This is a genomic window from Secundilactobacillus yichangensis (assembly GCF_016861565.1).
Classification (GTDB): Bacteria; Bacillota; Bacilli; order Lactobacillales; family Lactobacillaceae; genus Secundilactobacillus; species Secundilactobacillus yichangensis.
Window position 1 is genome coordinate 23,338 of the sequence record NZ_BOLK01000018.1, and the last position, 12,882, is coordinate 36,219.

Sequence of the window (12,882 nt, forward strand, 5' to 3'; positions counted from 1 at the left end):
TTGCTGATAATCCGGTTCTTTTTAATTGTTAACTAGTCATTAAAAACGTAAACTTTGCTTTCGTATGGCCGTAATTCAGTCCCCTTATCGTCATGGTAGTTGCTGATCACTAATTGATCAGCCTTTGCCTGATCATAATCGCGCTGAACAATGTCCGCGGTGAAATTACTGATGACGAGTAACGTCTTGCCCTGATAGTGACGGCGGTAAGCAAAGACTTGTTCATCGTCGGGGTCAATTTCGTCGTAGGTTCCAAACTTGACCAAATCAGAATCGTGCCGCAGCTGGATCAGCTTTTGATAGTGGTAAAAGACTGAATCCTTATCGTTAACGGCGCTTTCGGTATTGATCTCCTTGTAAGTCGGGTTCAATTCAAACCACGGTTTAACATCAGAGAAGCCGGCGTTCTTACCGCCGTTCCATGGCATTGGTGTCCGGGCGTTATCCCGCGAGATGTTCGCCAAATACTTCAGCATGGTTGGACCGTCAACCAGCTTCTTTTCAGTAACCAGCTCATTATAAGCATTGATTGATTCCAGATCTTCATACTGGTCAATGCTGGTGTAGTGGGCATTTGGCATCCCTAATTCTTCACCTTCAAAGACGAATGGGGTCCCCTGCATCATGTGCAGCGTGGTCCCCAGCATCTTGGCCGCGCGAACACGGTACTTCGGATCGTCGTTAGCAAACCGTGAAACTGCCCGCGGCTGGTCGTGGTTGTTCCAGTAAAGGCTGTTCCAGCCCTTGCCATCCAGTGCTTTTTGCCACCGTGACAGGGCGTTCTTCAGTTCTGGCAGCTTGATTGGCTGATCATTCCACTTGCCCAGGCGCTTGTCTGGATTAGGTTCCAAACTCACGTGCTGGAACTGGAAGACCATGTTGAGTTCATGGCTGTCGAGGCCAGTGTAATTAATGGCATCTTCCGGTGTTGAACTTGGCATTTCACCCACGGTCATCACGTCGTAGTGTGAAAGGACCTTCTCATTCATTTCGTGAAGGTAGTCGTTCAATTTTGGCCCATCAGCCACTAACCCTTCAGTAAGCGGATAAGTCCCTGGTTCTGGTGCGTCTGGCAGACCAGCCGGCTTGGAAATGAGGTTAATGACGTCCATTCGGAAGCCGTCGATTCCCTTATCTAACCAGAAACGCATGATGTCCCAAACGGATTCTCTCACTTCTGGATTTTCCCAGTTCAGATCTGGTTGACCCGGTGCAAACAGGTGCAGGTAATATTGACCACGTTCCGGTACGTAGGTCCAAGCACTGCCACCGAACGCGGCATGCCAGTTATTCGGCTCGTGACCGTCAACTGGATCGCGCCACATATAGTAGTCAGCGTACTTGTTATCCTTGGACTTCTTGCTTTCTTGGAACCAGCGATGCTGATCGGACGTATGGTTGACCACGAGGTCCATCAATAATTTCAGTCCGTGAGCATGAACTTCTTTCAATAATTCATCGAAGTCGGCCATGGTGCCGTATTCCGGCAGGATCTTCTTGTAATCGGCGATATCATAACCGTTATCTTTCAGCGGTGATTGATAGATCGGGTTTAACCACAGAACATCAACACCTAACTTTTTCAGGTAAGGCAGATGCTTGATGATCCCGTGAAGATCACCGATACCATCGTTATTGCTGTCCTGAAAACTTTGCGGATAAATTTGATAAATTACGGCATTTTGCCACCATTTTTTAGTCAATTCAATTTCCTCCTATTAATGTAATAACTTAAGTTTGCTTGATCAGCCGGCATTAAGCTGCCTGATCGCTAATTTTCGAATGAATAAATCTAACTGAAAGAGCACCCAAGATCAATGAGACACCACCCACTAAGAACATTGCTGGCATGGAGCGGCCAACCATTGGGAAGATGAAGAAGCTGCATACTGAGGCCACGATTTGCGGCAGGCAGATCGAGCAGTTAAACAAACCAAGGTAAGCACCTTCATTTTCACCATTCAACGCCTCGGTCAATAACGTGAATGGCTGGGTGTTCATGGTGATGTAAGTGATCCCAATCAAGCAGAATGGAACGATCAGGAGCCACTTGCTGTGAACGAAGAAGATCATGATGAAACCTAGCGCACCAGCAAGCAAGCCAAAGACGTACCAGTTTTTTCTGTGTTCCGGTTTCGTCCGTGCTTGAACTAAGAGACCAAAGACGACGGAAGCAATCGCTTGAATGCAGGTCAAAACACCGTACCAGTTACCAGCAGCTTGATACCCTGCTGATGATGGGTTTGACGTGTGCCAAACGTTCAGTGAAATGGCACCGGCAGCGTAGGTCCAGGAATACAGAATCGCAAACCAGGTAAAGAATTGAACAATGGCAATTTCCCAGAATACTTTGGGAGCTTGTTTAACCAGCGTCCAAAGGCTTGGCTGCTTCTTTTGATTAGCTAAATCAAGGTCGTGATACATGGCATAAGTTTTGGGATCATATTCGTGCACTTTCGCAACCGTGTAGAAGGAAGTAATCAATAATATTGCGGCCGCCAAGTAATAAGCAATCTTAACGGTGATCGGCACTTCACCCCTTGGCGCGGTATTTGATAGCCCGATAAAGGCTAAGAAGAATGGCACCAAGCTGGCTAAAACACCGCCCATGTTGGAAAATGATTGCTGCCATGACCAGGCCATATCCTTTTGATCTTCGTTGACCATGTCGCTGATAATCATCTTGAATGGCTGCATGCAAACATTAGAAGATAAATCCATGAATAAAGTCGCAATCGCGGCAAACCAAAGGGCGGCGGTAGAAGCATAACCGAATCCAAATGAACCAGCGTTAGGAAGTAAGACTAAAACAATTGCTGCAACTGGGGCACCGATCAATAAATAAGGCATTCGTCTTCCAAAACGAGTCCAAGTTCGATCTGAATATTTACCAATTAAAGGCTGAATAACCATTCCGGCTAATGGCGGCAAGATGAAGAAGAATCCTAAGTTGTTAGGATTGGCCCCAATCGTCTGAAAAATCCGGCCCATCTGTGATTGCTGCAACGAAAACGCCATGTTGACGCCAAAAAAGCCAAAGGTCATCGCAAAGATCGTACCTAGCTTTAAACTTGGTAAATGAGAGGTGACTTTATTAGTTTTGGCTTCAGCTTTAACATCACTGTTGCCAGCTACTGTTGTATTTGTTTCCATTGTAATTCCTCCTTTATATAGCATTTTAAATATGAGTTTTTAGCTATTCGACCCATACGTCATGTTCAAAGTAAACGTTTACATTGATTATGCTAACACCGAACGCAAACGTTTGCAATGTCTTAAAATAATTGCTTACTTGCTCATGAAAGCCTTAAGTACTGGCGTTGACGGGATTAGCGTTAGTTTTAAAGAAATAATAAAGACGAGCAAGTTTTTTTAACCAACTTTTGCTCGTCTTTATTATGGTTGTATTTAGTCTTTACTAATTGCTCGGACAATCAAATCTTCAATCAGCTGCAGGTCAATGTCCTCATCCGCCTTAACTTCCGGCATCAGCACCTGGCGCTGAACGAAGTAGCTCAGCAATTGGCCAGCAATGGTCCGCAGCACGGCTGCCGGCGGTAAATCAGCTCTCAGGCTGCCGCTCTTCTTGAGGGTGCCGTATATCGCGTTAATGAACATGGGCGCCGTGTCCGCCATAAACTGCTGAAACATGGCCCGGGTCTCCGCGTTAGTCATCACCTGCGTGATAAAAATCAGGGCCACTTCACGATTTTTGATCAGAAAGTCGTACCGGTCCCGCACCAAAAAGTGAATGGCCTCCCTTAGCGTGGCGGTTTGCGGAATCTCAGCCAAAAAGTCTTCCCGGTATTCGGGCAGCAGGTTGTTGATCATCGGTTTAAAAATGGCCGCCAGCAAATCGTCCTTCGTCTTAAAATACTTAAAAATTGTTGCTTGGCTGATTCCCGCGTTCTTGGCAATCGCCATGGTCGAGGTGCCGTCGTAGCCCTGTTTGGAAAACAGTTCCAGCGCTGACAGCATGGCCGCACGCTTGCCCTTGGGCATCTCCTGTTCAGCCAGCCAGTCTCTGTAGCTAGCAGAAATTGCGTCTTTCAAGCCGATTCCCCCCTATACTTTACGGTAACGTTTGAGCCCTTTGACGTTTAAAATGGTGAGCACGACCAAGAAGATCAGCAGCACCCCAATATCTAACCCAAACGACGATAGATTCTTGCCCTGCATCATAATTCCGGTAACAGCGTCACCAGAGTATTTGATGGGAATAATGTACGAAATATCTTTGATCCAGCTGGCCATGGAATCCATTGGAATGATCCCGGAGAAGAAGATCTGAGGAATGATGACCACCGGAATAAACTGCACCATTTGGAACTCGGAGTTGGCGAAGGTCGACAGCAAGATACCAAACGCCAGTGCCACCAGCGCTAAAATCAGATTAATAACGATGATATTAAGCACGCTGCCGACCACTTCCACGCCCAGCAACCAGATAGTTGCCATGACGATCAGGATTGTTTGGAAAATTGCCAGCACGCCGTAACTGGCCATGTAGCCGAAGACGATTTCGTAGCGCTTAACCGGTGTTGCCAGTAACCGCGATAAAGTGCCGCTGGTTCGTTCCTTTAAAAGTGCCATCCCGGAGATCAGGAACACAAAGAAGAAGACGAAGAAGCCCATTAGGATCGGAAGCATTTTATCAAAGAAGCCGGTACTGGAATCGCCGTAGACGTAATGGTTAGTGATCTGCGGTGCCGCTGCCTTCTTTGGAGCTGGCATTTGTGAACGCAGCTGTTTTTGCACTGGCGCTGGCAACGTCTTCTGCAGTTTGCCAATGGTTTCCTGCGCCTTGCCTAACTGCGCCTTCATCTGACCGATATTCGTCTGCGTTAAGGCGTTTCTAAACGCCATTTTCACTGCCGAAGTCTTGCTGGAGTCGGTATTGGCATACGTCAGGCTGTAATCATTACCGGTTTTATGAATAATGGCATCGATCTTGTCAGCCTTCATAGCCTTTTTGGCGTTATTCTGGCTGGCATAGTGGTGAACGTTGACGTGTTTTACCCGATTCAAATTAGCCGAAACACTGGACGTAACTCCCACCGTCCCGACTTCCACGCTGGTAGTGGAATTAGCCGTGAAGATCACACTCATCAGCCAAAGTACTAGGATTGGCGCTAAAAACATCAAAGCTAGTGACCGCTTATCCCGCAGCATTTCAACCAGCACCCGCTTCATAATCGCAAATGTTCTCATTTGAATTCACCTTCCGCCTTCAAAAATACCCGTTCAATGGAATCCACCTGATACTGGGCCTTCAACGCGGCCGGCTCATCGAAGGCGATCACCCTGCCGCCCAGCAGCAACGCCACCTTGTCCGTGAGTTCAGCCTCGTCCATCACGTGGGTGGTGATCAGAATACTGCGGCCCTCATCGCGAATGCTGTCCAGCTCCTGCCAGATCTGCCGCCGCAAAGCGGGGTCGATACCCACGGTTGGTTCGTCCAAAACCAGCAGTTCCGGATTACCCAGCAGCGCGATGGACAGCGACAGCCGCCGCATCATCCCGCCAGAATAGCCGCTGACCCGTTTATCCAAGTCATCCTGCAGGTCCACCACCCGCGAAACGTGGTCGATAGACTCGCTTAACGCCGCCTTCTTGATGCCCTTCATCTGGGCAAAGAACTTGAGGTTCTCCCGCCCCGTTAACGATTCATACAGCGCATCCGTTTGCGCCATGTAGCCGATTCGTGACAGTAATTTTCGCTTAGGCATCACCTGACCAAACACGGTGGCCGTCCCGCCATCCGCTACTTCCATGCCCAGCGCCGTTTTGATCACGGTTGATTTACCGGCACCAGACGGTCCGATCAAGCCGACAATTTGCCGCGGCATCACCGTTAAGTTCACGTCTTTTAAAACAGTCTGTTTGCCGAACTTCTTAACTAAATGTTCCAGATCAATGATTGCATCCGCCATTTTAACCCCTCCGTTCACAGGTAAGTAATTGATCACTCACTAGTGAGTATATACTCACCTCCACCAAATTTCAATAAAAAAAAGAGCTTTAATTAAAAGCTCTCACATCCCCTATTCCTTTGGCCGGGAATCGTATGCCCGCTTGGACTTATAACCGGCCTTAAAGACCGTCTGCATCACTTCAATGTGGCGTTGCTTTGTCGCTTCAGCTTTCGCGCCAAAGATGAACCGCGCCCATTCCCGCTGGTAACCCGGCGTTAAGTCGTTGAAAAACTGCTGCATGTCCGGCTGGTCAGCTAATAAGTCCGCCACTGCCGGAATATCTTTTTCGTAGTCTGCTAGTGATTTTTGAGCCATGGTGACTCCCCCTTCGGATGATTGGTGCTATTAGTATAGCATTTTTCCCAACAAAAAAACGCCCGCCACCGAAATGAATCAGTGTCAGGCGTTTTTATCGATTGATAAGTACCAGTCAGCTTTTAACGGCCAACGTCAAGTGCTTGGTGTTTTAACTTTGGAAATACGATGCGGTCAGCGATCCCCGTGATACTGCCTTGGAATAGGAAGGCAAATAGCGTTCCGATCCCAAAGTTAGTGATACTGCCCGTCATCAGGGCCGCGATAATGCCCATGATTGTCGGCGGTACGTACGAGAACCACATTGCAACGGTGGCGTTGCCGTGACAGTAACGGTAGCGCAAAATCTGTGTCAGATCGTCAGCTGGATGCAATACTAAGTTGACCCGCTGATAAATGGAAATTGCGGTTCCCATGAAAACCACGCCAAGGAAATTGATCAGCACGTACAGCGTCACCATCAGCGGCGAATACGCGTTTGGCATGATGCGGTTAAAGATGTTAGCGAACCACTGAATGAACAGTGAAAACGGTAATAGAAAAGCTAAGTTTCCCAGTACCCGTTCCCATTCAAAATGGTGCATCAAGCCGGCATTAATCAGTGCGACCAGCATGCCTAATACCAGGAACGCCCAGAACAGGACTTGGGAATTATTTCCCAGTAAAGCCTGGCCTAAGTTTGACTCAGCCGCCGTCCAGTACGCTGACCCGAGAAAGGACGGGTGAATGTGCGTACTGGTCACCAGCGTAAGGACGTTCCCCAGTGAGTTGATCACCAAAGAAACTGCAAAGTACCCGATAGAGGCCGCCATACTGATATGCCGTTGCTTGTCAAAAGTTACCTGTGGCTGAACTGCATTCACATTCTCACGCCCCTTCGTTTTACTTAGTCAATTTCTCGCAGAATTCAATCTTTTCGTGATTAGGACCCAAGATGTTGAAGAAGCGGATCCCGTGTTTCCAGAAACTCGGAATGGATTGAATTTCTTTGTCTAACATCGTAACGCCGTCGAGCTTTTTAACTTCTTCAAAAGCCTTGTCAACGTCAGTAGTGTTCAGTGAACAGTGATTGATCGCACCGGTCTTTTCAACGACTGGATCGCCTTCCCAGGTTTCAATGACGTAATTGCCCAGTTGGAGAAAAGCGCAGCGGTTTTCACCGTTATGAAACAGTCCGGCAACTTTAAAACCAAGTTTTTTGTAAAATGCCATTGTTACATCTAAATCTTTTGATGGGATACCAACGTGCTGGATCCCAGTAACGTAATCAGTTAATGCCATCGTTATTTACCTCTATTCAATCTTGACAACTGCTTTAGATACACCGGCAACTTTGTCTTCCAAAACGTCAGCAACTTGCTCCAAATCAAGTTCGTGGCTGATCAGCGGTTCAACGTTAACTTTGCCGCTGGCAAGCAATGCAATGGAATCCTCAAAGGCACGAGGGTTAATAAATGAACCTTGAATGGTTAATTGCTTTTGATAAACTTCGTAGGTGTTCATCTGGAAGTGCTGATCAGGTTTACCCACACCAAACATTAAGACTTGAGCACCTTTACGGGTAGCTTCAACGGCCTCTTCTTGAGTTTGTGGCAAACCAACCGCTTCAATCACAACGTCGTAGCCGCTAGGAATCTTATCGCGGGTAGTGTTGTAAATGTTGGTGACACCGAACTTGTCCTTGTTCAATTGCAGCTTTTCGTCGATGATACCGGCAAGGTCGACTTGGTGAACACCATAGGCGCCCAAAAGTTGAACGAATAATTGACCCATAAAGCCATCACCAATGACTAAGGCTTTTTGATAAGGTGTTAGCTTCAGCAGTTGAACACCGTGAACGGCACATGAAAGTGGTTCAGTGGTTGCACCGGCCTTTAGTGAAACTTCATCTGGTAAGTGATAGACTACTTCTGAAGGTGCCGTGAAGTATTCTTCCAAACCACCGTTACGGGTAACCCCTACGGCTGACAGATTGTCACATAATTCGGGACGGCCTGTCCGGCAGTAGAAGCACTTGCCGCAGTAGATGTTAGGATCAACTGTCACACGGTCACCGACTTTAAAGCCTTTGACGTCGCTGCCGACACCGGCAACGATCCCTGAATTTTCGTGGCCTAAAACAATTGGCGGAACCGCGTTAGCTGAACCTGGCAGTCCGTTGTACAGTGCGTGGTCAGTCCCGCAAATACCAGCGTACTTAGTGTTAACTAACACTTCGTCAGCTTTAGGGGTTGGCTTTTCCAAATCTTGAATTTCCATTTTCTTTGTTCCAGTAAGTACTAAACTCTTCATAAATAATCGCTCCTTCTATTATTGTTGATTAACTAATTGATTAACTTCCCGATAGGCTAAGGCAAAGTCACCGATGGTTGCTGACCCGTTATGTGCAGCCAGCGGCATGGTGATATAATCATCCAGCTTACCGACATCTTGGTAATGATTCAGCAGCTGCGCGAATTCGTGACGAACCTTTTTCAGGAATTCTTCACTGACAACGCCACCGCCGAACACAATTTTTTGCGGCCGAATATGCAGCGTTGTCTGTAAAGCGGCTTGCGCCACGTAATAGGCCATGATGTCCCAAACGTGATCGGTTAACGGAATTGTTTCACCCTTCCGTCCGGTCCGCGCTTCAAACGTGGGCCCAGCGACTAACCCTTCCAAGCAATCGCCATGGTAAGGGCAGATGCCTTTGAAATCTAAATCATCAGGATGACGCTTCAACCGCACGTGACCGACTTCCGGATGGCCTAAAGTGCCAACGAAGCTGCCGTTCAAAACGGTGCCGGCACCAACTCCAGTACCAATGGTGTAATACGTCAAAGCATTGAGCTTCTGGTTCTTGGCTCGTGCCAGAATATACTCACCATAAGCTGAGCCATTCACATCCGTGGTCCAATAAATTGGCATATCCAGTGCCGCTTTCAGCATGCCTAAAAAGTTGGTATTCGCCCAGCCGACTTTCGGTGTGTCGGTAATGTACCCGTACATCTTAGCTTCCGGTCGAATCTCGATTGGACCAAATGAAGCAACCGAGATGGCTTGCAGATCACTAAACTGTTTAAAGTAATCAATCGCTTTTTGAATAGTTTCTTCAGGCGTTGTCGTGGGGTATTGAATCCGATCCTTAATGCGGTAGTCCTCATCGCCAACCGCACAGACAAACTTTGTCCCGCCTGCTTCGATACTTCCTAATAACATGTTAATCACCACTCTTCAAAAATTTTTAAAGCTGCTGTAACCGCTTTCAATGTCTAATTTAGCATGTTATTTTCTAAAACGAGCTACTTTTAGTCAATTCTTCCAAATTAAAAGATTGTTCAAAAGTTTCAACCCGCACTACAATAGGGTTTATCGGTTACGTAAACGCTTACGTTTTTTTTGTACATTTTAATGGTTTTCAACTAAAATAGAGGTAATTAGACATAGGAGACGAACGCCAGATGGATTTTAAAAAACCACGTGTTACGATCAACGAAATTGCAGAATTAGCCGGTGTTTCAATCGCCACCGTTTCTCGCGCTTTAAATAACCGCCCCGGGATCAGTCAGCGGACCAAGGAGAAAATCCAGCGCATCATCACCCAGACCGGCTACCAGCCAAATATTTTCGCCAGAAACATCCGTGAACACCAGACGAAGTTAATCGGGTTAGTTATTTCCGACGCCTCTAACGAGTTTTTTAAACAGGTCAGCCGTGCCGTTCAAGATCAGGCTGCCCTGGCGGGATACTCAGTCATCATGCTGAATTCCGACGAAAACCCAGCCGAAGAAATGCAGGCCATCCAAATTTTGCGTCACTATGATGTTTCCGGCCTCATCATCGCTAGTACGGATACTCACCTTGACTACCATCAGCTGGTGGGCGACACCCCGACGGTCTTTTTTGACCGCGCGCCCTCACCCGATAAACAGTCCCAGTTCGATACGCTGTTGGTGAATAACGTCTCTGGTGCTGAGGTGGCCGTTTCTGAACTGATTCGCCAGGGTGCCACCAAAATCGGCATTCTTTCCAGCGGGGTCTCCACGGCTGGTAAGGAACGGCGCCAGGGTTATTTAAAGGCGTTAGCGGAATACCATTTACCGCTGGATGAAGACCTGATCTACACCAGCGACGTGAAACAGGTCAAAGCGCTGGACTACGCCCATGAACTGCTGGTGACCCATCACTGCGACGGTATTTTTGCCGCCGACAACACCTTGCTGCTGGTGGTGCTGCAGGAAATTAAGCTGCTGAATCGAACGGGTGTTAAGGTCGCTACTTTTGATAACACGGCCTGGTTTGATTACTTCAAGCAGCCCGTAATTTCGGTAAAACAGCCCACCGCGACCATCGGCCATCAAGCAGTCGACCTGGTTTTAAAGCGGATCAACGAACCTACTTTACCGGCTAAAACCAGACGTTTCTCGGTTCAGCTGATTCGGCGAGGTTAACAATAAAGCCGGGCTAATCTTCAATGGGAGATTAGCCCGGCTTTATTTGGTTGCCTTCAGTAAAATAGGATTTGTGCCGGCTCCACCGTCCGTGTTTCAAACGGTGATTTGAATAACCGGTCGCCAGCCTTGTCGGTGATTAAGTCCTTGTTGGCCGTGCTGGAAGTGGTTGCTGGTGAGTTAATGAAGTACTGGCTGGCAGGAATGCTGTACAGCTCGCGCACGTTTTTCACGTCCACTGGCTGAACACTAACATAGCGGGTCGTCTTATACATCACGCTTTGCTTGCTGGGGTTGTGCGCCAGCCCCATGGCATGACCCAGTTCGTGCTCCGCCACGTTGACGCGCTGGCTGGTGGTGTAGCTGTTCTTTTTCAGCAGCGCGTTAACGAGGTGCAGCTGAACGCTGATGATCCGTTTCGTACTATCATGATCGACATAGGCCACGCCCACGTAATTATCCTTGACCAGCGCGGCTTCGTTGCTCTGCGCCGGTAAAATTGTGATCTGGGCTGGTCCGGAAATCACTTTAAACGTGAAGACTTTCTTCGAATTCCAGGTGCTGATCGCCTGCTTCCAAACCTTGGTGTAATACGTGTCGACCTTGATTTGAACGGTGGCCTGGTTGGTCTCAAAACGCCACGGGTTGACGACAGGGAGACGCCCCGAGGGCAACCCTGCTAAAGCTCAATACCGCAAGGACAAAAACAACGCTTGTAAGAATTAATTTTTTCAGCATCGTTGTCACTTTCTCTCTCTATTTGCCAGAGGATTCTAAATACATCACTGAATACCTTTGGCAAACTGTATTATACTTGGTTTTCAGTAAAAGTCTTAAATTTAGCTTGAAAAATTCAAGTGTTTTTATTTGCAGGTCAAAATAAAACTTGTTAGAATGCAACCGTAATCAATTCAGCGGATTGGTTACTCAGACACAGCTGTAGCCCGCTGTATCTCATATCATTCTCGCTAATCTGTGCTACTCCCCCCATACAGTGACCTCTAACGTTATTACTGTTGCTAGCACAGATCGGCTAGTCGACGTTTCCAAGCTACTGTCCCAGTTTGGAGCATTGACTGAAACGTGGTCTTTCAGCATTCTCGCTGAGACGATATTAAGCAGCCCGCCTCCCTATCCCTAAGACGAGCTGCTTTTTGAATATCAAAACTTACTAATATAAATGGTGTATTCAGCTCGACGGAGTTGAATACACCACTTTTTTTGTTAAAGTGGTAGCGAAGCAAAGCCGAACAGCTTTTTGGCACATGATGCCGCTATTAAAAATGGCTGTTTCGCCGGCAACCTATTAGATTGGTCTAAGTAAGTTAGGCGCCAGACGCCGAGTATTGAAAATTAAATCCTAGGTTGTTAGTCAAACTTGCTTCAATCCTTCGAAAGGTGTGATTTAATGCGAATTATTGTGGGAATCGACGTTTCAAAACAGACATCGCAGGTAGCAATTACTGCTGACCATGAGGTCAGAGCACAATTTAAAATTACCAATGACCTAATCGGTTTTACTGAACTGAAGAGCAAAATCAACCAATATTCAGGACAAATAGAAGTTGTGTTTGAGGCAACGGGAGTCTATTCACACCGTTTACGTACATTTTTGGTGAACAACGGATACTCTTTTTCTCAACTCAATCCACTTTCCGCTAAGAAAGAGATGGATCGTCTTCGGCCGAATAAAAATGATGTCAATGACGCCTTGAATTTAGCTGATTCTCAGTATGTATTATCCCGTCCAGCAACACTTGAACAGGATGAAGTATATAAAGAACTAATGCGTGAAAGTAGATATTATCAGCAGTGTGTTGCCGATTTAGTAAAGCTTAAAAATCAGCTTCACAAAGCCCTACAGGATACTTTCCCAGAAATTGAACAGATTTTTTCTAATACCGATGGTACTCAATACTGGAAAATGGTAGAACAATTTCCACATGCTGAAATTGTTTTGACACATTCTCTCCATGAACTTAGTGACATAATTCAAAGAAAAGGTAACTACCACATGTCCGAGAAGCGAGCTAACCAAGTTGGTCGCAAGCTCTTCGAGCTGGCTTCACGGAGTTACCCTGCTGTGCCAGCGGAGTCTCACATGGTGTATCAAGTTCAGACGCTCAGTCGTAGATTAAGCCAAAATAAAGATGAGCAAG

13 protein-coding genes are annotated in these 12,882 nt (G+C 47.0%); 2 read left to right on the plus strand and 11 right to left on the minus strand.

Annotated elements, in window-relative coordinates:
• Positions 1–32 precede the first annotated feature (32 nt).
• The 10 genes from JUE95_RS11210 to scrK form a co-directional block, all read right to left on the minus strand.
• Complete coding sequence (locus tag JUE95_RS11210; protein ID WP_203651614.1) at positions 33–1,703, minus strand: glycoside hydrolase family 13 protein; 1,671 nt, start codon at positions 1,701–1,703, stop codon at positions 33–35.
• A gap of 52 nt (positions 1,704–1,755) precedes the next feature.
• Entirely contained in the window at positions 1,756–3,153 is a 1,398-nt protein-coding gene (locus tag JUE95_RS11215) for an SLC45 family MFS transporter (RefSeq protein ID WP_203651615.1), read from the minus strand.
• A gap of 255 nt (positions 3,154–3,408) precedes the next feature.
• Positions 3,409–4,053 carry a TetR/AcrR family transcriptional regulator gene (locus JUE95_RS11220; RefSeq protein ID WP_235995468.1) on the minus strand — a complete coding sequence of 215 codons (645 nt, stop codon included), beginning with the start codon at positions 4,051–4,053 and terminating at the stop codon, positions 3,409–3,411.
• A gap of 12 nt (positions 4,054–4,065) precedes the next feature.
• Complete coding sequence (locus tag JUE95_RS11225; RefSeq protein WP_203651616.1) at positions 4,066–5,211, minus strand: ABC transporter permease; 1,146 nt, start codon at positions 5,209–5,211, stop codon at positions 4,066–4,068.
• Positions 5,208–5,933, minus strand: coding sequence for an ABC transporter ATP-binding protein (locus JUE95_RS11230; RefSeq protein WP_203651619.1), 726 nt, complete (start codon positions 5,931–5,933; stop codon positions 5,208–5,210). The genes JUE95_RS11225 and JUE95_RS11230 overlap by 4 nt, the downstream gene beginning before the upstream one ends.
• A 111-nt stretch (positions 5,934–6,044) precedes the next feature.
• On the minus strand, positions 6,045–6,290 hold the full coding sequence (locus tag JUE95_RS11235; RefSeq protein ID WP_203651620.1) for a YdeI/OmpD-associated family protein: 246 nt from the start codon (positions 6,288–6,290) through the stop codon (positions 6,045–6,047).
• A 122-nt stretch (positions 6,291–6,412) separates the two neighbouring features.
• The gene (locus tag JUE95_RS11240) at positions 6,413–7,102 is read right to left on the minus strand and encodes a DUF6198 family protein (RefSeq protein ID WP_203651639.1); all 690 of its coding nucleotides are present in this window, start codon (positions 7,100–7,102) and stop codon (positions 6,413–6,415) included.
• 70 nt (positions 7,103–7,172) lie between these two features.
• A complete protein-coding gene (locus JUE95_RS11245; protein ID WP_203651626.1) occupies positions 7,173–7,571 on the minus strand; it encodes a VOC family protein in 399 nt (132 codons plus the stop codon).
• 12 nt (positions 7,572–7,583) lie between these two features.
• Positions 7,584–8,582 carry a zinc-dependent alcohol dehydrogenase family protein gene (locus JUE95_RS11250; protein WP_203651627.1) on the minus strand — a complete coding sequence of 333 codons (999 nt, stop codon included), beginning with the start codon at positions 8,580–8,582 and terminating at the stop codon, positions 7,584–7,586.
• An 18-nt stretch (positions 8,583–8,600) separates the two neighbouring features.
• Positions 8,601–9,491 (minus strand): fructokinase ScrK, encoded by an 891-nt coding sequence (scrK, locus tag JUE95_RS11255; RefSeq protein ID WP_203651628.1) that lies wholly within the window; start codon positions 9,489–9,491, stop codon positions 8,601–8,603.
• Positions 9,492–9,733: 242 nt separating this feature from the next.
• Between scrK and JUE95_RS11260 the strand changes: the two genes are divergently transcribed.
• The gene (locus tag JUE95_RS11260) at positions 9,734–10,723 is read left to right on the plus strand and encodes a LacI family DNA-binding transcriptional regulator (RefSeq protein ID WP_203651629.1); all 990 of its coding nucleotides are present in this window, start codon (positions 9,734–9,736) and stop codon (positions 10,721–10,723) included.
• 56 nt (positions 10,724–10,779) lie between these two features.
• Here JUE95_RS11260 and JUE95_RS11265 read toward each other — a convergent pair whose 3' ends face one another.
• Positions 10,780–11,397 carry a matrixin family metalloprotease gene (locus tag JUE95_RS11265; RefSeq protein WP_203651634.1) on the minus strand — a complete coding sequence of 206 codons (618 nt, stop codon included), beginning with the start codon at positions 11,395–11,397 and terminating at the stop codon, positions 10,780–10,782.
• Positions 11,398–12,131: 734 nt separating this feature from the next.
• On the opposite strand from JUE95_RS11265, the gene JUE95_RS11270 reads away from it, so the two are divergent.
• Positions 12,132–12,882, plus strand: a 751-nt coding sequence (locus JUE95_RS11270; protein WP_203651635.1) for an IS110 family transposase, incomplete at its 3' end; no start/stop codon positions are given.

Bases quoted from the DNA above. Each gene is read 5' to 3' on its own strand.
- JUE95_RS11215 (WP_203651615.1), bottom strand. From the start codon at position 3,153: ATGGAAACAAATACAACAGTAGCTGGCAACAGTGATGTTAAAGCTGAA.
- JUE95_RS11225 (WP_203651616.1), bottom strand. From the start codon at position 5,211: ATGAGAACATTTGCGATTATGAAGCGGGTGCTGGTTGAAATGCTGCGG.
- JUE95_RS11230 (WP_203651619.1), bottom strand. From the start codon at position 5,933: ATGGCGGATGCAATCATTGATCTGGAACATTTAGTTAAGAAGTTCGGC.
- JUE95_RS11235 (WP_203651620.1), bottom strand. From the start codon at position 6,290: ATGGCTCAAAAATCACTAGCAGACTACGAAAAAGATATTCCGGCAGTG.
- JUE95_RS11240 (WP_203651639.1), bottom strand. From the start codon at position 7,102: ATGGCGGCCTCTATCGGGTACTTTGCAGTTTCTTTGGTGATCAACTCA.
- JUE95_RS11245 (WP_203651626.1), bottom strand. From the start codon at position 7,571: ATGGCATTAACTGATTACGTTACTGGGATCCAGCACGTTGGTATCCCA.
- JUE95_RS11250 (WP_203651627.1), bottom strand. From the start codon at position 8,582: ATGAAGAGTTTAGTACTTACTGGAACAAAGAAAATGGAAATTCAAGAT.
- scrK (WP_203651628.1), bottom strand. From the start codon at position 9,491: ATGTTATTAGGAAGTATCGAAGCAGGCGGGACAAAGTTTGTCTGTGCG.
- JUE95_RS11260 (WP_203651629.1), top strand. From the start codon at position 9,734: ATGGATTTTAAAAAACCACGTGTTACGATCAACGAAATTGCAGAATTA.